Genomic DNA, 20,290 nt, shown 5'->3' with positions numbered 1-20,290 from the left:
AGCGTTTATGCTAAGTTGGCCGCAAAGCGCATTCCTGCCAAGCAAGTCATCAAATCAGACATGTTGATCAGCCATTTCGAACACGGCCCGGTGAGCGCCTATCCCCGGGATTACCTGGACGGCGCCCACCAGCCGTTACACCTGCACCGCGAGGCGCAGTTGCTGTATGCGGTCAGCGGCATCATGCGCGTGGTCACGGCATCGGGTGCGTGGGTGATTCCGCCGAGTCGCGCGGTGTGGATTCCACCGGAGGTGGCGCACGAGATTTTCATGAGCGGCGACGTGCAGATGCGTTCGCTGTTCATCGCACCTGAGCGGTCACCCGCCAGCCTGCAACAGTGCTGCGTATTGGCGGTGACGCCATTGCTGCGCGAGTTGATCCTGCGTGCCGTGCAAGGTCCGCCGCATGCGGACAATCCGCTGATCCAGCAATTGATGCTCGAAGAACTGGCCAGCCTGGAAAACCTGCCGCTGCACATTCCGATGCCCACCGACCGGCGCCTGCAAAACATCTGTCTGGCATTGCTGCACACCCCTGATCATGGCAATACGCTGGAAGACTGGGCGCAGCAGGTCGGCGCCAGCTCACGCACGTTGGCGCGGCTGTTTCAGCAACAGTTGAAGATGAGTTTCAATGCCTGGCGCCAGCAACTGCGCCTGATGGAAGCACTGCCGCGCCTGCTCGCCGGTGACAGCGTGCAGCGTGTGGCGCGGGATTTGGGTTACGGCAGCGCGCGGGCGTTCAGTGCGATGTTTCGCCGTTTGCTCGGGGAGAACCCGCGGGACTACCTCAACAACCTGAGCAAACTCAGTGAACTTCTGTAGGAATATCCCACCCCCTGTGAGAGCGAGCTTGCTCGCGAAAGCAGTCTTCCAGTCACCTGTGATATCGACTGATCCGACGCCTTCGCGAGCAAGCTCGCTCCCACAGTTTTGAATCGCGTTTCTGCGATCAGTGCATTTCGGTAAACGCGATCTTCACGCCGAGAGCGATCAGCACCGCCCCCATGGTACGGTCGAACCAATGGCCCATTCGGGCGAAACCGGCACGCACACGCTGCTGACTGAACAGCATGGCCACCAGACAGAACCAAAACGCAGTCGCGACCGCCAGGTAAATCCCGTAACCGGCCTGCACGGCCAAGGGTGTGTGCGGGTTGATGACGACGGTGAACAGCGACAGGAAGAACAGCGTGGCTTTCGGGTTCAGGCCGTTGGTCACGAAGCCCGAGGTGAATGCGCCGCGAGCGGTGCGTACGCCGGCCTCTTTGTGCAGATCATCGGTCACGGTTTTCGCCGGTTGCGCGCGCAGCGCCTTGAAGCCGATGTACAGCAAGTAAGCCGCCGCCGCCCATTTCAAGGCGTTGAACAGCACAATCGACTGCGACACGATCAGGCCGATGCCGAGCAGCGAATAACCGACATGCAGGAAAATCGCCGTGCCCACGCCCAGTGCGGTCCACGTGCCGGCGCGGCGACCATGGGTCACGCTCTCGCGCACCACCACGGCAAAGTCCGGTCCGGGACTGGCGACCGCCAGCAAGTGGATCAGTGCAACGGTCAAGAACTCGGTCAAGTACATGGGGGCTCCTTTCGGCCAGGCGTATCAATTTGTTTCATCTGGTAGGCTCGGCAGATTACGCCCTATGCTCACAGCACAAAAGGTACAGTTGATGACGAACACGCGCCGCGCGGTATTCCTTGATCACCCTTCGCTGGATCTCGGCGACCTCGACCTCAGTCCGTTGCGCGAGTGTTTCAGCGATCTGCAGCTGTTCGCCCAGACCTCGCCTGAACAAGTGGCCGAGCGCCTGCAAGGCGCCAGCGTGGCGATCACCAACAAGATTCTGATCGACGCTGCTGCCATGGCCGCCAGCCCCGACCTGAAGCTGATCCTGATCACCGCCACTGGCACCAACAACGTCGACCTTACGGCCGCCCGCGCGCGCGGCATCACCGTGTGCAACTGTCAGGCTTACGGCACGCCGTCGGTGGCGCAGCACACGATCATGCTGTTGCTCAACCTCGCCACGCGCCTGGCCGATTATCAGAAAGCCGTTGGCGAAGGTCGCTGGCAGCAGGCAAAGCAGTTCTGCCTGCTCGACTATCCGATCGTTGAACTGGAGGGCAAAACCCTCGGTTTGCTCGGGCATGGCGAACTCGGTGGCGCCGTGGCACGACTGGCCGAAGCGTTCGGCATGCGCGTGTTGCTCGGACAGATTCCCGGGCGCCCTGCCCGTCCGGATCGTCTGCCCCTGAGTGAACTGTTGCCGCAGATCGACGCGCTCACCCTGCACTGCCCGCTCAATGAGCACACCCGCCACTTCATCGGCGCCCGCGAACTGGCCTCAATGAAACCCGGCGCGTTCGTCGTCAACACTGCCCGTGGCGGCCTGATCGATGAACAGGCGCTGGCCGATGCCCTGCGTAATGGCCACCTCGGCGGCGCGGCCACTGATGTATTGAGTGTCGAGCCGCCGACCCAGGGCAATCCGTTGCTCGCAGCGGACATCCCGCGCCTGATCGTCACCCCGCACAACGCCTGGGGCAGTCGCGAAGCGCGCCAGCGCATCGTCGGCCAGTTGACCGAAAACGCTCAGGCATTCTTCAGCGGTAAGGCGCTGCGGGTCGTCAGTTGATAAACTGCGGCACTTTTTTTTGAGGAGCAGTTATGGATCCGCGCAGTGAAGTACTGCTTCGTCAGCCCGATTTGTTTCAAGGTTCGTTGTTGTTGGCCGGTTTGCCCGCCGATGATTTGCTTGGGCGCCTGCCCAACGCATTCGGCTGGTGCTGGCATGCCGGCGATCAAGCTGCGCTGGACGCACGCTTCGAAGGCCGCAGCCATTTCGGCGTGAACGTGCCAGAGCGGGAATTTGACAGCGCCGTGGTGTTTCTGCCCAAGTCCAAGGACCTGACCGACTACATCCTCAACGCCGTGGCTGCACGTCTGGCCGGCCGCGAAGTGTTTCTGGTCGGCGAGAAACGCAGCGGCATCGAAGGCGCGTCCAAGCAGCTCAACCCGTTCGGCAAGCCGCGCAAACTCGACAGCGCGCGACACTGCCAGCTCTGGCAAGTGACCGTGGCCAACGCGCCTGAAGCCAAATCGCTGGAAAGTCTGGCGCAGACCTATGAACTGCCCCTGGCGGAAGGTCCGCTGAAAGTCATCAGTCTGCCGGGCGTGTTCAGTCACGGCCGCCTCGATCGCGGCAGCGCCCTGTTGCTGGAGCATCTGGACAAACTGCCGAGCGGCCATTTGCTCGACTTCGGTTGCGGCGCTGGCGTGTTGGGTGCTGCGGTCAAACGTCGCTATCCGCACAATCAGGTCACGTTGCTGGATGTCGATGCGTTCGCCGCCGCCAGCAGCCGTCTGACGCTGGCGGCCAACGGTCTGGATGCTGAAGTGCTGACCGGTGACGGCATTGATGCCGCGCCAATGGGTTTGAATGCGATTCTGAGCAACCCGCCGTTCCATGTCGGCGTGCACACCGACTATTTCGCCACGGAAAACTTGCTGCGAAAAGCGGCAAAACATCTGAAAAACGGCGGCGAACTGCGCTTGGTGGCGAACAGTTTCCTCAAGTATCAACCGCTGATCGAAGAGCATCTGGGCGTGTGTGCGATCAAGGCCGAAGGCAATGGTTTCCGGATTTACCGGGCCAAGCGCGGCTGAAAATTTGTTCTTGCCCAAACGGATTTGCCTAGGCAGAATCCGCTCCGTCCTAGGGGAGTAGTCTCCCACGAGCGCCAAGCTCGTCCGGCATACGTCAACATACTTGATCCTCAGATCATGGCGTATGCGACCCAAGCGTCCGCAGCAGACGGATCGCAGGGTTTGACAAGACCTATGACACGCACACCTTACCCGGGGCGGGAAGGCTGTACGTGTCATAGCCGTGTCGACCCGCCCCTTAGGAAATCCTGATGCTGGACTCGTTACTCGTTCCCACCGCAATCGTTGCCTTGGCCGAAATCGGCGACAAGACGCAACTGCTCGCGCTGATTCTCGCCGCTCGCTTCCGCAAACCCTGGCCGATCATTGCCGGGATTGTCGCCGCGACCCTGGCCAACCACGCAGCAGCCGGTGCGGTCGGCGCCTGGTTCGGCAGTTTCTTCTCGGATTCTGTACTTCACTGGATTCTTGCCGCGAGCTTTGCCGCCACGGCGCTGTGGACACTGGTCCCGGACAAAATGGATGACGATGAAGCCAGCACCGCCCGCAAATTCGGACCGTTCCTGACCACGCTGATTGCGTTCTTCCTCGCGGAAATCGGTGACAAAACCCAGATCGCCACCGTGATGCTGGCGGCGCAATACCCGGAACTGTGGCTGGTGATTATCGGCACCACGGCGGGCATGTTGATTGCCAACGTGCCGGTGGTGCTGGCGGGTAATTTTGCTGCAGAGAAACTGCCGCTGACCTTGATCCGGCGCCTGGCGGCTTCGGCGTTCCTGATTCTGGCGATCGTTGCGGTTTACAAGGCGATGCAGAGCAGTGGCTGGGTTGGGTAACGCACCTCTTGATACAAATAACCTATGAATATAAGACGACCGATAGCTGTCAGAGTTGACAGCTATCGTCACCGCTTTGATGAGCCTACATTCATGACTGCTGATCTCACTGAACTTCACAAGGATCGTAATCATGACCAAGCCCAAGCATTACTCCAGATTAAGCGAGTCCGGCATCATCATTCCCATCATGCCTTTCAGCCACTCTTGCCAATACACAGCAAGCGTGGATCAAGCCTTTCCCAAGCGGGTGCGGTTCCAATTGACAGGGCGTACCGAGAAGGGCCCGGCAGAAATGGGATATCCTGATGGAGGAGTTGACTTGACCGTTCAAAATGCTGGTTATGGCCACAGAATCAGCGCCTTTGAATTCGGCAGTGACTCACCCGAAAGCTACTATTGGACGTTTTTTGCCGCCAATGAGCCGAACCGCTTTACAGTTTCAGACGGCGCGGGAAATCCGTTCAGGATCAACTTCAGTAAAAGGGATGCCCGAGAATTCGAGATCGAGTGCGAGTTCTTCCTGGTGTTCGAGGAAGATTATGACTATGACCCGCGCGGTAATGACATCTTTGTCGACCATTTGCCCTCAACAGGTGCCTTGTTAAGGGATAAATTTGCCGATGGGCAGCCTGGCAAATAGAACGAGTGAAGGCGCTCTCGCTATGAGAGCGCCTTTTTTGCTCAGGACTTCGGGGCCTTTTCGTACAGCGGCATGACCTTCGGAATCGCCGCCTGCAGCGAGGCAATACGACTGGTCGAGGCCGGGTGAGTGCTCATGAACTCCGGCGGTGAACCCTCCGACGCCTTGCTCATCTTGTTCCACAAGGTAATCGCTGCATTCGGGTTGTAGCCGGCACGTGCAGCCAGCTCCAGACCAATCAGGTCGGCTTCGTTTTCATTGGCACGGCTGTTTGGCAGGGTCATGCCGTAGTTGGCCACGGTATCGGCCAGCGCCAGACTGTCCTGCCCCAGACCGAGCAACGCACCCGCGCCCTGCTTGGCCATTTCAATCCCGTACGCCTTGGACATCGCTTCACGTCCGTGCTCGCGCAGGGCGTGGGCAATTTCATGGCCCATGACGGCAGCGATTTCATCGTCGGTCAGTTTCAGGCTGTCGATCAGGCCGGTGTAGAAAATGATCTTGCCGCCAGGACCGCAGTTGGCGTTGAGCTCATCGCTCTTGATCAGATTGACTTCCCACTGCCATTGCGCCGCATCCGGACGGAAGTTCGGCGCCTGAGCGATGAGGCGGTTGGCAATTGCCTGCACCCGCCTGGCCTCGGGACTGGTCTTGTCCAGTACGCCCTTGCTGGAGGCCTCGCCGACGGTCTTCTGATACGACTGGGCGTACATCTGGTCGACTTCTTGCGAAGACAGCATGCTGAACATGTACTGCTTGCGCTCCACCCCCACGGCGCCGCCGCTGGTGGTGTTGACCGACTGACAACCGGCCAGCAACAACGCTGCGCTCAGTGCACTTACAACCAATGTCTTGTTCATTCAAAAGCTCCCTGAAAACCTGCGCGTATCCTAGGCGGGTAATTGTATCGACGCCAGATACAACGGACGTGTTGCAGCGACTTTCAGATGTTTCCCACCCGGCCTGTCGTAAAAAATTCATACCGGCCCAGGCACGCTGCAACTGCGTCGCACACTGATCCGTTTGCGACATCAGCTTTCAATTGCACCTGCCCGCACTCATGGCCCAATGCCGGCTGCCGATACATCAGCGCAGACGTCCTCTTGCGTGCGGAGCTCCCATGAAGTTCAAGTCGATCCAGTTTTCCGTTGCCGCCCTGGCCGGCGCCATCGTACTCAGCGTGGTTGCCGCGCTGGTGCTGTATGCGCTGTTTTCCGGTGCGCGCACGCAAGAGATGGTGCAACAGCGCACTCAGGCGCAATTCGAGCAAGTCATCGAACAGCGTCTGACCTCGCTGGCGCAAACCCAGGTCAGCCAGATCCAGCGCGAACTCGAAGCGCCGCTGCTGATTGCTGGCGGGCTGGTGCGGGTCAACGCCCTGCTCGGCACGCCGGGTGCCGATGGCCAGCCGCGCTTGACGGTCAGTCGCGAACAACTGATCAGCCTGATCAAAGAGAACGTCGAAAAGAACCCGAAGATTCTTGGCACCTACATCGGCTGGGAAAAAAACGCCCTCGACCACAATGACGCGGCCTACGTCGGCACTAGTGTGGTCGGGATCGATGCGACCAACGGGCGCTTCCTGCCGTGGTGGTTCCGCAACGATGACGGCACTCTCGGTCTGGACAAACTGGTCGACGTCGACGACCAGAAGACCCTGTCCACCGGCGTGCGCGCCAGCGAGTACTACCTGTGCTCGAAGGAGACCAAAAAAGCCTGCGTGATCGATCCGGCGCCATACAAGGTCGGCGACAAGATCGTCATGCTCGCCTCCTTTATTGAACCGATCATGCTCAACGGCGCCTTCCAGGGCATTGTCGGCGCCGACCTGTCGGTGAACTTCATTCAGGAAATGCTCCTCGGCGCCAACAAGAAGCTGTACAGCGGTGCCGGGCAAATGGCCCTGATCGGCGGCAACGGCCGGATCGTCGCGTACACCCAGGACCCGAGCAAATTTGGCGAGAAAGTCAGCGACATTCTCGACGCCGAGCAGACCGCCAACCTGGCCAATCTCAAACGCGGCGAAGTGACTTACTCGGTCAACAAGAACAAGGGCCGCATCGAACTGTACCTGCCGTTCGGCATCGGTCAGACCGATGCGCGCTGGACGCTGATGCTGCAATTGCCGCTCAACGCGGTGATGGCCGACCTGCAAAAACTGCAGGGCGATCTTGAGGCCCGGCGCACCTCCGACACGTTCGGCATGGCCATGGTCGGTCTGCTCATCGCCGGCCTCGGCCTGCTGGTGATCTGGCTGGTCGGCCACGGCATCGCCCGACCGCTGAAGCAAATGGTCGCGATGCTCAATGACATCGCCCAGGGCGAAGGTGATCTGACCCGTCGCTTGAGCAGTGATCGCAGCGATGAATTGGGTTCCATCGCCAAGGGTTTCAACACGTTTCTGGCCAAGTTGCAGGCGATGATCACTCAGGTGGTGGCGTCGGTGCAGAGCGTCAGCGATTCGTCGGAACACACCGCTGACATTGCGATTCGCACCAACATCGGCATCCAGAAACAAATGGCCGAGATCGATCAGGTCGCCACGGCGGTGCAGGAAATGACCGCCACCGCGCAGGACGTCGCGCGGAATGCGACGCAGGCGGCTCAAGCAGCCAGTCATGCCGATCAGGCCGCCAGCCAAGGCATGCAGATTGTCCGCGACACGTCCAACTCGATTGGCGTGCTGGCGCTGGAAATCGGCAAGGCTGTCGATGTGGTGCAAACCCTGGCCAAGGACAGCGAGAACATCAACGCCATTCTCACCGCCATTCGCGGCATCGCCGAGCAGACCAACCTGTTGGCCCTGAACGCGGCGATTGAGGCGGCGCGTGCCGGCGAGCAGGGGCGCGGTTTTGCGGTGGTGGCGGACGAAGTGCGCAATCTGGCGCAGAAAACCCAGACAGCCACCGAAGAAATCCAGACCATGATCCAGCAACTGCAGCAAGGCACCCGCGATGTCGTGCGGGTCATGGAAGACAGTCAGAACCGCACCGATGAAAGCGTGCAGCACGCTGCGAAAGCGGCTGAGGCCTTGGAGACGATTACTCAGGCGGTGTCGGTGATCAACGACATGAACACGCAGATTGCCAGTGCGGCGGAAGAGCAGAGTGCTGTGGCGGATGACATCAACCGCAATGTGATCAACATTGGGCAGGTGGCGAATGAAGTGGCGGGGGGTGCGGATGAGTCGAGTTCGGCTAGTGCGGATTTGACCAAGCTGGCGGAGCAGCAGCGGCGGTTGATCAATCAGTTCAAGGTCTGAAAAGCCAAGAGCACCCTCACCCTAGCCCTCTCCCAGAGGGAGAGGGGACTGACCGAGTTGTCTCCCGTCATACATCGACCTGAAAAATCGTGGCGATTACGGATTCGGTGAAAAGCTTTCAAGTCGGTGTATTACGACAATATCCCCCGGTCGGTCCCCTCTCCCTCGGGGAGAGGGTTAGGGTGAGGGGCTTTTGATCTAAATGCTTTAACCCGGGGTCAAACACTCCGGCCCATTGAGCTTCGGATCATTGATCAGATTCGCCAACACCCGCTCACGCAGCGCCGCCGGTTCACTGGCCAGCAACCCTTGCAACACATGCAACGGCGTCTCGGGATCCAGCCACGCCGCCTGCCCCGCCTCATCGAGAATCAACGGCCGGCGCTGACTCGACGCCGGCTGCGTGATTACTGCCGTGCTCAACCAGATCTGCTCCTGCACCGGATACGCCTCCCAGATCGCCGCAAAAAACAGCGAAGAACCCTCCCCCGGCGTCAGCCAGAACGGCCGCTTGCGTTGCGTTCCGCGCCATTCGTAGAAACCGTTGGCCGGCAGCAGGCAGCGGCGCAAACGCAGCGCCTCACGGAACATCGGCTGCTCGGCCACCGTCTCGGCACGGGCATGCGCCGGGGTTTTCGACAAATCGGTCAGCCACGGCGGCGTCAGCCCCCAACGGGCGCGGGCCAGAGAGCGCTGGCCATCTTCACCGGCGCGCAGCATCAACACCGAATCATTGGGGGAAATGTTCCACTGTGCCTGCTGATCGGCGGGAAAACCGGGCAAGGCCGCGAAGTCGCGGTTCCAGCGAAACAGGGCATAACGTCCACACATGGGGCAACACGACTCTGAATAAAACGAAGGCCAGCCTAACAGACCAGCGTCCCGGGGAAGCTCTCCGGTTCGTCGCCGGGCAGCGGCAGCGCGGCATTGTACGCGGTGATCAGCTCACGGGCGTATTCGGCCTGATCGTTATCGACCGACAACCCCAACAGGCCGAAGATCGGCAACTCACCGGTGCCACCGAGCAAATCGCGGCCTATCAAGTGCGCTTCGATGCCTTCGCTGGCGAGCATGCCCTTGAGCATTTCACCTTCCATCAGATTTGCCGGTTCGTAGATGCGCTGCATACGCGGCCCTCATTCGTTTTCGCTGAAAACTTCCAGAAACCAATCCTCTCCATGGACCTGCAAGACGAACGTTACTGGCCGGCAACACACCTGACAGTCCTCGATATACGTCTGATCGCCGCCGGACAGGTCCACTGACGTCTCGACCGTTTCCCCACAATAAGGACATTCGTATTCAGCAGGTTCCAGCATCGCGGTCTCCCAAGTGACTTGTGCGTATAATCGCCGGTCTATTTGCAGGGCTATTTTTGTCTGGCTACTTTTCAGACCGTGCCCCGCGGTTTTTCGATCAAAACCTTTACTTACCCTAGCCGTTTCCAACAAGAGAGCATGATGGGCGAATTCGATGCCATCCGACCTTACGACGACAGCGAAGTACCTGTGGTACTGGCAAGACTGCTCGGCGACAAGGCGTTTCTAGATATCCTCACCCACTTCCGCTTCCCGCGTTTTGCCGGTGCCTTCGGCTGGATGCTCAAACCCCTTATAGCCCATCGGCTGCGTCGTGAGTTCGCCGATGTGACGTCGGTGGCGACATTGCAGGACAAGGTCGAGTCCTACGTCGACCACACCATCGAGCGTGCCACCGATGGCGTGACCTACACCGGTGTCGAGCAGTTCAAGTCCGGCAGTGCCTATCTGTTCATCGCCAACCACCGCGATATCGTCATGGACCCGGCCTTCGTCAACTACGCCGTGTACCACGCCGGCCTGCCGACCCCGCGCATCGCGATTGGCGACAACCTGCTGCAGAAGCCGTTTGTCAGCGACCTGATGCGCCTGAACAAGAGCTTCATCGTCCATCGTTCGATCACCGGCCGTCGCGAGAAAATGGCCGCGTATCAGCTGCTGTCGGCGTACATCAACCACTCGATCCGCAACGATTGTGCGTCGATCTGGATCGCTCAGGCCGAAGGCCGCGCGAAGGACGGCGACGACCGCACCGAGTCGGCGATCCTCAAGATGTTCCACATGAGCCGCAAGGACGAACCGTTCGGCGAAGTCATTCAGTCGCTGAACCTGACCCCGGTGTCGATCAGTTACGAATATGACCCGTGCGATCAGGCCAAGGCCCGCGAGCTGTACATCCGCGCCACCACCGGCACCTACGCGAAAGCGCCGGGCGAGGATGATGTGAGCATCGCCAAGGGCATCACCGGCTACAAGGGCCGGGTGCACGTGAACTTCGCCGCGCCGATCACCGAGCTGTTCGAAGACACCAAGCAATTGGCGGTCGAAATGGACAAGCAGATTCTCGGCGGCTACCGGTTATTTCCGGTGCATTACCTGGCGTATGCGCAGTGGGCTGATGCCGATCCGCAGTTGAATGTGCCAAAGGCTGCCGAGGTGTTCCCGGCCGATGAACTGGCCAAGGCGCAGGAGGAATGGCAGAGCCGGCTGGACGCTTGCCCTGTAGAGCACCGTCCGTATCTGGTGCTGCAATATGCGACGCCGGTGCGTAATCAGTACCGGGTCAAGGCTGGGTTGCCGTTGTAAGCGGTTTTTACCAGACAAAAAAACGGCGCCCTCGGACGCCGTTTTTTTATGCCTGACGCTGTTCAGAAGCGCGTACTGATCCAGGAGACGATCAGGGCCAGGCCGAGGCAGGCAAAACCGAAGCGATAGAAAAACCGGTTCATGCGCAAGGTCGCCCAATCGAGGATCGGCTCGGCGTTCGGTTGCGCCTGACGCTGGGCGGCAATGCTGGCCATCGCGCGCTGCTCACGGCGGCGGGTCGCATGCAGCAGCCAACTGCCCGGGAAGGCCAATGCCAGCGCGAGCAGGTTGATCAACTTGGCGGGATGGGCGGTAAACAGCGTCATCAAGTGCAGCGACATCACAGACCTCTATCTGAACCGGTTTGGCAGCCGCCAGATCGACGACTGCGGCGCGGATTCTAACCAAACCTGCCCGTTCACCCCCAGTCTTTGCGACAAATAACCTGACAATCGACCGATGGCTGTCCTGTGTCACGGCATCGTCATGTGGATAGGCCACCCTGCGCGCCTCGAAACGCACATGGAACGCGACATGCTTCACGCTGAAAACCAGGATCGTCTGTACCTCATCACGCCTTACGACGAACAACAAAGCCTCGTCGGCAGCCTCGCCTTCAATGTTCAGGATCGCCATTGGCTGGTGTATTGCGCGCTGGGCGGGCATCAGCATGCGGATTTGCCCGAAACGGATTTGTTGACGGGCGTGAGCGTGCTCGACTTTTACTCGCAGGCTGCCTGAAAGCAAAAGCCCCTCACCCTAGCCCTCTCCCCGAGGGAGAGGGGACCGACCGAGTTGTTTGTTAGTGATCCATCGACCTGAAGTTTCAAGGTGAATATAGGTCTCAAGAACAACACGATTCGGCTCCCTTTCCCCCCTCGCCCCCTTGGGGGAGAGGGCTGGGGTGAGGGGGTACGATTTCATGCCCTACAAAAAAGCCCGGGCTCATCGCTGATCCCGGGCTTTTTCACATCCGCCGAAAATTACTCGGCGAGCACCTGACCCACCGTCGGGTCCTTGAACAGACGCGTCAGCGCATCGCTCAACACATCGCTGACCAGTTTGGTGTTGGTTTCCTGGTTCGGCGCCATGCCGAAACGCTGGTCCAGCGACGCACCGTAACGGCCGCTGTAACGGCGATTGGCGTTCTGCACGTCAGAACGGAAGGTCGCGCCGATGGTCGCTTCGGTCACGTACATGCCTTCTTTCGGCGACTGGTATTTCAGCTCGGCCAGGGTCACGGTCAGCTGCGGCGCGTTGGGCGCGTTGTTGGTCGGGGTGAACCCGAGCAGACGCACGGCGGCTTCAGCCTGAGCCTGCAACTTCGGCAGGATCTGCTCGCGCTGCACGGTGATGGCGCTGGTTTCCGGGTACAGACCGCCACGAGTGCCCAGAGTTGGCGACGGACGACCGTCAACCACACGCACGACGACTGGCTGGCCACGGCCGACCGCTGGCAGCTGGGTGGTCAGCTTCGGCTCCGGATTCAGTTGTTGCGGGCTGTGGGCGCAGCCGGCCAGGGTCAAACCGGCCACAGTGATCAAACCGAACAACAGGCGTTGCAACATGCTCTTCTCTCCAGAATCAGGCACAAACAGGCCGGCAGTATAGCGGTGGGCCACTGCGGGTAACCAGCGCCCGGCAGCGAATACTGAAATGTCTGACAAACCCGGAGGAAAGCGGTTCCTGTCACAGATTATTCACCCGGCATACACGTTCACGTCACGGCGCATTGGCAACCTTGCAATCAGTCCCCCACAAGGTACTCAACCATGCGTTATCTGATCTCGTTGTTCGCCCCGCGCCCGTTGCACCGCAGCTTCGCCCTGCTCGACCGCAACGGCCATTGCCAGGCATTCAAGCAGTGCAGCCTGCAGCCGATGGGCGACGGTTGGGTGGAAATCGAAGAAATCCGCCTCAACTGGTTGCACCAGCCACTGCCCGCCAGCGCCCGCGTCATAGCGTCGCAGCCCCGTGCACGGGTGCAAGCGATGTTGAGCATCTGACCGGATGCCTAATAAAAGTCATTAAACACGAGCAACAGCGCGCATTTCTTCGATACAATCTCCCCCCGATTATAAGGACGTCTCCTGATCGGGCCCCGCAACAGCGTCAATGCGCATGCATCGACACCCAAAATCGCCCACAGAGAGCCGCCCACACAGATCGAGTGAAGTTGGCGCGCTTGCCTGTTCTTCCGGCAAAAACCCTGCTTTTCGCGAATCTGCAGAGCTGTCATGACGCTCGGCCACCGCGTTGTTTTGCCCTTTCGGGCAGGGTGCCAGGCCTGGACAGCCCTTTTTTGAGGTTCACGTCTTCAAAAGAGCGTGAAAAAAACGGGTTTTCACAACTTCACAAGAGTGTGGCGAGCAAATGAAAAGTTTTGCGTCTGAACATGCACCATTAGCGTCTGAAACAGCCCAACGACACAGGACCGGGGATACCTCGAATATCGGAGCCTGAAGCCTGTCCGCTACGGATTTGGTTGCACAAAAACGGATGTCTCGACCATAAGTCGAATTGCCAGCTGCGTGCTGAAATGAGTTCATGGAGCTCTTGAACGCCAAGCCGCATACATCCGTCGAAGTTGCGAAAAATTGCGAAGATTCGGACATGGCGAACCTGACCATGGATAGCCTGGACATCACTGACCTGTCCCGGAACGCCTGGCAGCCATGCCGACAATTTGGTGCTGCAGATTTTGGAGACGCGTTAAATGGCGCATAACGAAGCAGTCGACGTAGTTCTGGTAGGGGCCGGCATCATGAGTGCCACCCTGGCCGTGCTGCTCAAAGAGCTCGATCCCGCGATCAAGCTGGAAGTCGTCGAGCTGATGGATTCCGGTGCTGCGGAGAGTTCCAACCCCTGGAACAACGCCGGTACCGGCCACGCCGGTCTGTGCGAGCTGAACTACACGCCGCAGGCCGCCGATGGCACCGTCGACATCAAGAAAGCCGTGCACATCAACACCCAGTTCGAAGTGTCGAAACAGTTCTGGTCGTACCTGACCAGGAAAGGCACGTTCGGCTCGTGCAAATCCTTCATCAGCCCGGTGCCGCACCTGAGTTTTGTCCAGGGCGACAACGGCGTTTCCTTCCTCAAGAAACGTTTCGAGGTCCTGCACAAGCATCACGCGTTCTCCGACATGGAGTACACCGAAGACAAGGCCAAGATGGCCGAGTGGATGCCGCTGATGATGCCGGGCCGCTCGCCGGACGAAGTACTTGCCGCGACCCGCGTGATGAACGGCACCGACGTCAACTTCGGCGCCCTGACCAATCAGTTGCTCAAGCACCTGACCAGCGCCCCCGACGCGCAAGTCAAATACTGCAAGCGCGTCACCGGCCTCAAGCGTAACGGCGCGGGCTGGACCGTCAGCATCAAGGACGTCAACAGCGGCAACACACGTGAAGTCGACGCCAAGTTCGTCTTCCTCGGCGCCGGTGGTGCGGCGTTGCCGTTGCTGCAGGCCTCGGGCATCGAAGAAAGCAAAGGCTTCGGCGGCTTCCCGATCAGCGGCCAGTGGCTGCGCTGCGACAATCCGGAAGTAGTCAAGCATCACCAGGCCAAGGTGTACAGCCAGGCTGCCGTGGGTTCGCCACCGATGTCGGTGCCGCACCTGGACACCCGTGTAGTCGACGGCAAGAAATCCCTGCTGTTCGGGCCATACGCCGGTTTCACCACCAAGTTCCTCAAGCACGGCTCCTTCATGGACCTGCCGCTGTCGGTTCGCGCCGGCAACATCGGGCCGATGCTGGCCGTGGCGAAAAACAACATGGACCTGACCAAGTATCTGGTCAGCGAAGTGATGCAATCGATGGAGCAGCGTCTGGATTCCCTGCGCCGTTTCTACCCGGAGGCGAAAGCCGAAGACTGGCGCCTGGAAGTGGCCGGCCAACGGGTACAGATCATCAAGAAAGACCCGAAAAAGGGCGGCATCCTGCAGTTCGGTACCGAACTGGTGGCGGCCAAGGACGGTTCCCTCGCTGCGCTGCTTGGCGCTTCGCCGGGTGCGTCGGTGACTGTTTCGATCATGCTGGAACTGATCGAGAAATGCTTCCCGGCCAAGGCCAAGGGTGAGTGGGCCGGCAAACTGGCGGAAATCTTCCCGGCCCGTGAAAAGGTCCTGGAAACCGATGCTGCGCTGTATCGCAAGATCAACACGCAGAACAACATCGCGCTGGAACTGGTTGAAGAAAGCAGCGAGACCCCAAGCTACGCTTGATCTTGCCGCATGAAAAACGCCCCGTACTCAATGAGTGCGGGGCGTTTTTTTATGCGGACAGACAGTCAGCCACAAAATCCATGGTGTGAGCTACATCGCTTTCGCGAGCAAGCCCGCTCCCACAGTGAATCTCCTGTGCACACAAGATGTGTGGCAACAGAGATCAATGTGGGAGCGGGGCTTGCTCGCGAAAGGGCCAGAGCCAACACCACCAATCTGGCAAGAATGTGTTTTTGCCAAATGTCAGGTGCGGGACTTTTCGATCAGTTCGATGTAGTCCTGGGCGTTGCGCTGATCGGCGATCAGGTCAACGAAAGTCTTGCCCTGCTCGTCCTTGCCATCAACGTCATAACCCGCCTCAACGAAGAAGCCCAGGAAGCGCTCGAAGTCATCGATACGCAGACCACGATAAGCCTTGATCAGTTTGTGCAGCGACGGCGAAGTGGCGTCGACCGGCTCAAAATCGAGGAACAGCTTGATCTGCTCATCGCCGATCTCGTCACCAATCACTTGTTTCTTATCTTTACGCATTGCCGACTCCAGCTCGCAGACATGACACGGGGCGGGCAGTTTACCCCTGCCCGGCCGCCCGGCTCAACGCGATCGCACCGCCCCGGTGTGCAAATCGGCCCAGATATGGCCGTTGGCGTAACTGAGGAACTGCACATACACGGTGTCGTTGCGCAGCAGATCGATCACCACGCGGTATTGCGCGAGCGGATAAAACAGCGTGAGCGTTTTGCTTTTTTCGTCGTAGGCCGGCTTTTTCAGGCTTTTGCTTTCGCCGTCGAAACTCACCAACACCTGGTTGATGGTCGCGCCTTTGTTCAGCGACTTGCCCTTGAGGCGGATCAGCAAGGATGAAGTGACCGGAATCGGCTGTTGATTGGACTGGCGCTGCGCTCCGACGACCACGGAATAGTCGGTGACCTGCATGAGTTGCTGCTGCTCGGGCTCGGCATCGCGCACGGTCAGATCGTCCGGCGGCAGGAACTGACTGTGCATCGGCGCGGCGGACAGCGGCAGGCTGAGGGTCAGCAACAGGGCGGCAAAGCTGCGGATCAAGAGGCTCATGACAGGCTCCGGGGGGGCGGGGCCGAGCACTCTAGCATGGGTGTACGAAAACGGTTCCGCACACACAAAACAACTGTGGGAGCGGGCTTGCTCGCGAAAGCGGTGTGTCAATTTTCAATAATGCCGACTGACACGACGCCTTCGCGAGCAAGCCCGCTCCCACAGGAGGCAGTGCAGGGTTCTTACATGCCTTTAACGGCAAAGATCCCGTTGGCGTTGCGCCAGTAGCCTTTGTAATCCATGCCGTAACCGAAGATGTAACGGTCGATGCACGGCAGGCCAACGAAATCGGCTTTCAGGTCTGGACGCGCCTTGCGGTCGTGGTCTTTGTCGATCAGCACGGCGGTGTGCACTTTGCGCGCGCCGGCGTGTTTGCAGAAGTCGATGATCGCGCCGAGGGTGTGACCTTCATCGAGGATGTCGTCGATGATCAGCACGTCGCGGTCGATGAACGAGACTTCCGGCTTGGCTTTCCAGAACAGGTCGCCGCCGCTGGTTTCGTTGCGATAACGGGTTGCGTGCAGGTAGGACGCTTCCAGCGGGAACTGCAGATGCGTCAGCAGTTTGCCGGAGAAAATCAGCCCGCCGTTCATCACGCAAAACACCACCGGGTTGCTGTCAGCCAGTTGTTCGTTGATTTGTGCACCGACGCGAGCGATGGCCGCCTCGACTTCAGATTCGGTGTACAGGCAGTCAGCCTCTCGCATGATTTGACGGATATGCTCGAGATCAGCGGACATGGCGCTCTCCAGGGGTGGCGGAATTGGAAAAGCGGGCAAAGGTACGCATCCATTGAGGCCGAATCAAGCCTTTATGGACTAACGTACAGAATGTCCTATAGGACATCACCCTCGGATAGATTAATCTAGGCCGGTTTTTTTGCCCGCCGCCGGAGTTTTTCCATGCCCATCCTCGAGATCCGCCATCCGCTGATCCGCCATAAACTCGGCCTGATGCGCCGCGCTGACATCAGCACCAAGAATTTCCGTGAGCTTGCTCAGGAAGTCGGCGCCCTGTTGACCTATGAAGCTACAAAAGATTTGCCGCTGGAGTCCTACGACATTGCAGGCTGGTGCGGCACCGTGTCGGTCGAGAAAATCGCCGGCAAGAAGATCACCGTCGTGCCGATCCTGCGCGCCGGTATCGGCATGCTCGAAGGCGTGCTGAGCCTGATCCCGGGCGCCAAGGTTTCTGCTGTGGGCGTTGCCCGCAACGAAGAAACCCTGCAAGCGCACACCTATCTGGAAAAACTGGTTCCGGAAATCGACGAACGCCTGGCGATGATCATCGACCCGATGCTCGCCACCGGCAGCTCGATGGTCGCGACCATCGACCTGCTGAAGAAAGCCGGCTGCAAGGACATCCGCGCCATGGTGCTGGTTGCTGCGCCGGAAGGTATCGCAGCAGTCGAAAAAGCTCACCCGGACGTGACCATCTACACCGCGTCCATCGATGAGCGCTTGAACGAGCACGGTTACATCATCCCTGGGCTTGGCGACGCCGGTGACAAGATCTTCGGCACCAAGCAGAAGGACGCGTGACCATGCAGCAAGAGTTCAACGATCCGCTCTGGCGCACGGTGTTGTCCGGCGCCCAGATGCTGTTCGTGGCTTTCGGCGCGTTGGTGCTGATGCCGCTGATCACGGGCCTGGACCCGAACGTGGCACTGTTTACCGCAGGTCTGGGGACGATCCTGTTCCAGATCGTCACCGGGCGTCAGGTGCCGGTGTTCCTCGCGTCGAGCTTCGCTTTCATTACCCCGATCATTCTCGCCAAGGGCCAGTTCGGCCTTGCCGCGACCATGGGCGGGGTGATGGCGGCCGGTTTCGTCTACACCTTCCTCGGCCTGGCCGTGAAGATCAAAGGCACCGGTTTCATCGATCGTCTGTTGCCACCCGTGGTGATCGGTCCGGTGATCATCTCCATCGGCCTGGCCATGGCGCCGATTGCCGCGAACATGGCGATGGGCAAGGCTGGCGACGGTTCGGAACTGATCCACTACCAGACCGCGATGCTGATCTCGATGCCGGCGCTGCTGACCACGTTGATCGTCGCGGTGTTCGGTAAAGGCATCTTCCGTCTGGTGCCGATCATTTCCGGTGTGCTGGTCGGTTTTGCCATGTCGTTCTATTTCGGCGTGGTCGATACCGCGAAGATTGCCGCAGCGCCATGGTTCGCCCTGCCGCACTTCACCGCGCCGGAGTTCAACTGGCAGGCGATTCTGTTCATCGTTCCGGTGGCACTGGCCCCGGCAATCGAACACATCGGCGGCGTGATTGCCGTCGGTAGCGTGACCGGTCGCGATTACCTGAAGAAGCCGGGCCTGCATCGCACCCTGCTCGGTGACGGCATTGCCACCACCGCTGCCGGCCTGTTCGGTGGCCCGCCAAACACCACCTACGCCGAAGTGACGGGCGCGGTGATGCTGACCAAGAACTACAACCCGAAAATCATGACCTGGGCGGCGATTTTCGCTATCACCCTGGCGTTCATCGGCAAGTTCGGCGCGCTGCTGCAAAGCATTCCGGTGCCGGTGATGGGCGGGATTCTGTGCCTGTTGTTCGGCTCGATTGCGGCGGTGGGGATGAATACCCTGATCCGTCACAAGATCGATCTGGGCGAGGCGCGCAATCTGGTGATTGTCTCGGTGACGCTGGTGTTCGGGATTGGCGGTGTGCTGGTCGGCACCGGGACTGGTCCGGACGACTTCGGCCTCAAAGGCATCGCACTGTGCGCGGTGGTGGCGATTGCGCTGAACCTGATCCTGCCGGGCAATGACAGCTGGAAGCACAAGAAAGCGGATGAGCCGCTGATCTAAACTTTAGATCCGCGTTGCCTGGTAGAGAGCTTTCGCGAGCAACCCCGCTCCCACATTTGATCGCGTTCCAATGTGGGAGCGGGCTTGCTCGCGAAGCTTTTGGCTTTTAGAGGGCCAGCGGCGCTCGTTCGCAGAGGGTCGCCAACGCCTTCGCCCATTGCCGGTCGTCATTCAGACACGGTACCAGGACCAATTCCTCGCCCCCCGCTTCGCGGAACTGCTCCTTGCCGCGATCACCAATCTCTTCCAGCGTCTCGATGCAGTCGGCGACAAACGCCGGGCACATCACCAGGATTTTCTTCAAACCGTTTCTCGCGAGCTCATCCAGGCGCGCCTCAGTGTAGGGTTCGATCCACTTGGCCCGGCCCAGACGCGACTGAAACGACACCGACCATTTGCCATCCGGCAAGCCCATGCGCTCGGCAAACAGCGCGGCGGTACGCAGGCATTGCGCGCGATAACAGGTCGCCAACACCGCAGGTGAGGCGTTCTTGCAGCAGTCTTCATTCTTGAAGCAATGATCGCCGGTCGGATCGAGTTTGGTCAGATGCCGCTCAGGCAAACCGTGGAAGCTCAGCAGCAAGTGATCGTAATCCTGCTGCACATGCGGCCGAGCGCTTTCGACCAGCGCATCGAGGTATTCCGGCTGATCATAGAACGGTTGCAGCACCGACAATTTCACGTCGAGCTTCTTCTGGCGAATCACCCGCTTCGCTTCTTCAATCACCGTGGTCGTGGTGCTGTCGGCGAATTGCGGATACAGCGGCGCCAGCGTGATGCGTTTGTGCCCCGCCGCTACCAGTTTCAGCAGGCAGGTTTCAATCGATGGCTCGCCATAACGCATCGCCAGTTCCACCGGCCCCTGCTTCCATTGCGCTTTCATCTGCTGTTGCAGACGGCGGCTGAGCACCACCAGCGGTGACCCCTCCTCCCACCAGATCGAGGCATAGGCGTGGGCCGACTGCTCCGGGCGCTTGATCAGGATCAGCGACACCAGCAGACGCCGCACCGGCCATGGCAGGTCGATCACGTACGGGTCCATCAGGAATTGATTGAGGTAGCTGCGTACATCGGCCACCGAGGTGGAGGCCGGGGAACCCAGGTTGACCAGAAGCAAGGCGTGATCGGTCATGCA

The 20,290-nt window shown here is 59.7% G+C and carries 23 protein-coding genes, 1 pseudogene and 1 riboswitch; of the genes and pseudogenes, 13 read left to right on the top strand and 11 right to left on the bottom strand.

The genetic code is table 11. The features are described from left to right. Positions 1–60: 60 nt before the first annotated feature. Entirely contained in the window at positions 61–825 is a 765-nt protein-coding gene (locus ACM6IV_RS02700) for an AraC family transcriptional regulator (protein ID WP_414868620.1), read from the top strand. A 127-nt stretch (positions 826–952) separates the two neighbouring features. Here the strand turns inward: ACM6IV_RS02700 and ACM6IV_RS02695 are convergent, their stop codons facing one another. Beyond that, positions 953–1,582 carry a LysE family translocator gene (locus tag ACM6IV_RS02695; RefSeq protein WP_414868619.1) on the bottom strand — a complete coding sequence of 210 codons (630 nt, stop codon included), beginning with the start codon at positions 1,580–1,582 and terminating at the stop codon, positions 953–955. Positions 1,583–1,673: 91 nt separating this feature from the next. Here ACM6IV_RS02695 and ACM6IV_RS02690 point away from each other — a divergent pair, with 91 nt between their 5' ends. The 4 genes from ACM6IV_RS02690 (at position 1,674) to ACM6IV_RS02675 (ending at position 5,152) form a co-directional block, all read left to right on the top strand. After that, positions 1,674–2,639 carry a 2-hydroxyacid dehydrogenase gene (locus ACM6IV_RS02690; RefSeq protein ID WP_414868618.1) on the top strand — a complete coding sequence of 322 codons (966 nt, stop codon included), beginning with the start codon at positions 1,674–1,676 and terminating at the stop codon, positions 2,637–2,639. Positions 2,640–2,671: 32 nt separating this feature from the next. After that, complete coding sequence (locus ACM6IV_RS02685; RefSeq protein ID WP_414868617.1) at positions 2,672–3,670, top strand: methyltransferase; 999 nt, start codon at positions 2,672–2,674, stop codon at positions 3,668–3,670. Between the two features lie 40 nt (positions 3,671–3,710). Beyond that, a riboswitch (yybP-ykoY riboswitch) is annotated at positions 3,711–3,833 on the top strand. An 88-nt stretch (positions 3,834–3,921) separates the two neighbouring features. Beyond that, positions 3,922–4,509 carry a TMEM165/GDT1 family protein gene (locus tag ACM6IV_RS02680; protein ID WP_414868616.1) on the top strand — a complete coding sequence of 196 codons (588 nt, stop codon included), beginning with the start codon at positions 3,922–3,924 and terminating at the stop codon, positions 4,507–4,509. Positions 4,510–4,642: 133 nt separating this feature from the next. Beyond that, the gene (locus ACM6IV_RS02675; RefSeq protein ID WP_414868615.1) at positions 4,643–5,152 is read left to right on the top strand and encodes a hypothetical protein; all 510 of its coding nucleotides are present in this window, start codon (positions 4,643–4,645) and stop codon (positions 5,150–5,152) included. A gap of 41 nt (positions 5,153–5,193) precedes the next feature. Here the strand turns inward: ACM6IV_RS02675 and ACM6IV_RS02670 are convergent, their stop codons facing one another. Continuing rightward, positions 5,194–6,012 (bottom strand): M48 family metallopeptidase, encoded by an 819-nt coding sequence (locus tag ACM6IV_RS02670; RefSeq protein ID WP_414868614.1) that lies wholly within the window; start codon positions 6,010–6,012, stop codon positions 5,194–5,196. A gap of 200 nt (positions 6,013–6,212) precedes the next feature. Between ACM6IV_RS02670 and ACM6IV_RS02665 the strand changes: the two are divergent. Then, positions 6,213–7,559 (top strand): annotated as a pseudogene (locus tag ACM6IV_RS02665) (HAMP domain-containing protein); the annotation flags it as partial. Positions 7,560–7,571: 12 nt separating this feature from the next. Beyond that, complete coding sequence (locus tag ACM6IV_RS02660) at positions 7,572–8,414, top strand: methyl-accepting chemotaxis protein (RefSeq protein WP_414868627.1); 843 nt, start codon at positions 7,572–7,574, stop codon at positions 8,412–8,414. Positions 8,415–8,621: 207 nt separating this feature from the next. Here ACM6IV_RS02660 and ACM6IV_RS02655 read toward each other — a convergent pair whose 3' ends face one another. The 3 genes from ACM6IV_RS02655 to ACM6IV_RS02645 are packed head-to-tail and all read right to left on the bottom strand — an operon-like array spanning position 8,622 to position 9,733. Further along, positions 8,622–9,245 (bottom strand): SOS response-associated peptidase, encoded by a 624-nt coding sequence (locus ACM6IV_RS02655; protein WP_414868613.1) that lies wholly within the window; start codon positions 9,243–9,245, stop codon positions 8,622–8,624. A 35-nt stretch (positions 9,246–9,280) separates the two neighbouring features. Next, positions 9,281–9,541 carry a putative signal transducing protein gene (locus ACM6IV_RS02650; RefSeq protein ID WP_414868612.1) on the bottom strand — a complete coding sequence of 87 codons (261 nt, stop codon included), beginning with the start codon at positions 9,539–9,541 and terminating at the stop codon, positions 9,281–9,283. 9 nt (positions 9,542–9,550) lie between these two features. After that, the gene (locus ACM6IV_RS02645) at positions 9,551–9,733 is read right to left on the bottom strand and encodes a CPXCG motif-containing cysteine-rich protein (protein WP_414868611.1); all 183 of its coding nucleotides are present in this window, start codon (positions 9,731–9,733) and stop codon (positions 9,551–9,553) included. Positions 9,734–9,874: 141 nt separating this feature from the next. Between ACM6IV_RS02645 and ACM6IV_RS02640 the strand changes: the two genes are divergently transcribed. Beyond that, on the top strand, positions 9,875–11,038 hold the full coding sequence (locus ACM6IV_RS02640; protein ID WP_414868610.1) for a 1-acyl-sn-glycerol-3-phosphate acyltransferase: 1,164 nt from the start codon (positions 9,875–9,877) through the stop codon (positions 11,036–11,038). A gap of 62 nt (positions 11,039–11,100) precedes the next feature. On the opposite strand, the gene ACM6IV_RS02635 is transcribed toward ACM6IV_RS02640, so the two are convergent. Beyond that, entirely contained in the window at positions 11,101–11,379 is a 279-nt protein-coding gene (locus ACM6IV_RS02635; protein ID WP_007967709.1) for a hypothetical protein, read from the bottom strand. A 193-nt stretch (positions 11,380–11,572) separates the two neighbouring features. On the opposite strand from ACM6IV_RS02635, the gene ACM6IV_RS02630 reads away from it, so the two are divergent. Beyond that, positions 11,573–11,779, top strand: coding sequence for a hypothetical protein (locus tag ACM6IV_RS02630; RefSeq protein ID WP_008083982.1), 207 nt, complete (start codon positions 11,573–11,575; stop codon positions 11,777–11,779). A gap of 242 nt (positions 11,780–12,021) precedes the next feature. On the opposite strand, the gene ACM6IV_RS02625 is transcribed toward ACM6IV_RS02630, so the two are convergent. Beyond that, positions 12,022–12,606, bottom strand: coding sequence for a YajG family lipoprotein (locus ACM6IV_RS02625; RefSeq protein ID WP_008086137.1), 585 nt, complete (start codon positions 12,604–12,606; stop codon positions 12,022–12,024). 204 nt (positions 12,607–12,810) lie between these two features. Here ACM6IV_RS02625 and ACM6IV_RS02620 point away from each other — a divergent pair, with 204 nt between their 5' ends. Together ACM6IV_RS02620 and mqo are read left to right on the top strand one after the other, a co-directional pair. Further along, entirely contained in the window at positions 12,811–13,044 is a 234-nt protein-coding gene (locus ACM6IV_RS02620; RefSeq protein WP_007912834.1) for a hypothetical protein, read from the top strand. 710 nt (positions 13,045–13,754) lie between these two features. After that, complete coding sequence (gene mqo, locus ACM6IV_RS02615; protein WP_414868609.1) at positions 13,755–15,263, top strand: malate dehydrogenase (quinone); 1,509 nt, start codon at positions 13,755–13,757, stop codon at positions 15,261–15,263. A 243-nt stretch (positions 15,264–15,506) separates the two neighbouring features. On the opposite strand, the gene ACM6IV_RS02610 is transcribed toward mqo, so the two are convergent. From ACM6IV_RS02610 to ACM6IV_RS02600, 3 genes are all read right to left on the bottom strand, one after another. Continuing rightward, a complete protein-coding gene (locus ACM6IV_RS02610) occupies positions 15,507–15,794 on the bottom strand; it encodes a PA4642 family protein (RefSeq protein WP_414868608.1) in 288 nt (95 codons plus the stop codon). Between the two features lie 63 nt (positions 15,795–15,857). After that, a complete protein-coding gene (locus tag ACM6IV_RS02605; RefSeq protein ID WP_414868607.1) occupies positions 15,858–16,337 on the bottom strand; it encodes a hypothetical protein in 480 nt (159 codons plus the stop codon). A gap of 182 nt (positions 16,338–16,519) precedes the next feature. Continuing rightward, complete coding sequence (locus ACM6IV_RS02600; protein ID WP_016987197.1) at positions 16,520–17,077, bottom strand: hypoxanthine-guanine phosphoribosyltransferase; 558 nt, start codon at positions 17,075–17,077, stop codon at positions 16,520–16,522. Between the two features lie 162 nt (positions 17,078–17,239). On the opposite strand from ACM6IV_RS02600, the gene upp reads away from it, so the two are divergent. Both upp and ACM6IV_RS02590 read left to right on the top strand, forming a co-directional pair. After that, a complete protein-coding gene (gene upp, locus ACM6IV_RS02595; protein ID WP_007912842.1) occupies positions 17,240–17,878 on the top strand; it encodes a uracil phosphoribosyltransferase in 639 nt (212 codons plus the stop codon). A gap of 2 nt (positions 17,879–17,880) precedes the next feature. Continuing rightward, entirely contained in the window at positions 17,881–19,155 is a 1,275-nt protein-coding gene (locus ACM6IV_RS02590) for a uracil-xanthine permease family protein (protein WP_414868606.1), read from the top strand. A gap of 106 nt (positions 19,156–19,261) precedes the next feature. On the opposite strand, the gene hemH is transcribed toward ACM6IV_RS02590, so the two are convergent. After that, on the bottom strand, positions 19,262–20,287 hold the full coding sequence (gene hemH / locus ACM6IV_RS02585; RefSeq protein ID WP_414868605.1) for a ferrochelatase: 1,026 nt from the start codon (positions 20,285–20,287) through the stop codon (positions 19,262–19,264). Positions 20,288–20,290 lie beyond the last annotated feature (3 nt).

This window comes from Pseudomonas sp. IT-347P (assembly GCF_949768005.1).
GTDB lineage: Bacteria > Pseudomonadota > Gammaproteobacteria > Pseudomonadales > Pseudomonadaceae > Aquipseudomonas.
Note: the sequence above shows the minus strand (reverse complement) of the source record. Positions and strands in the feature narration are given on the sequence as shown.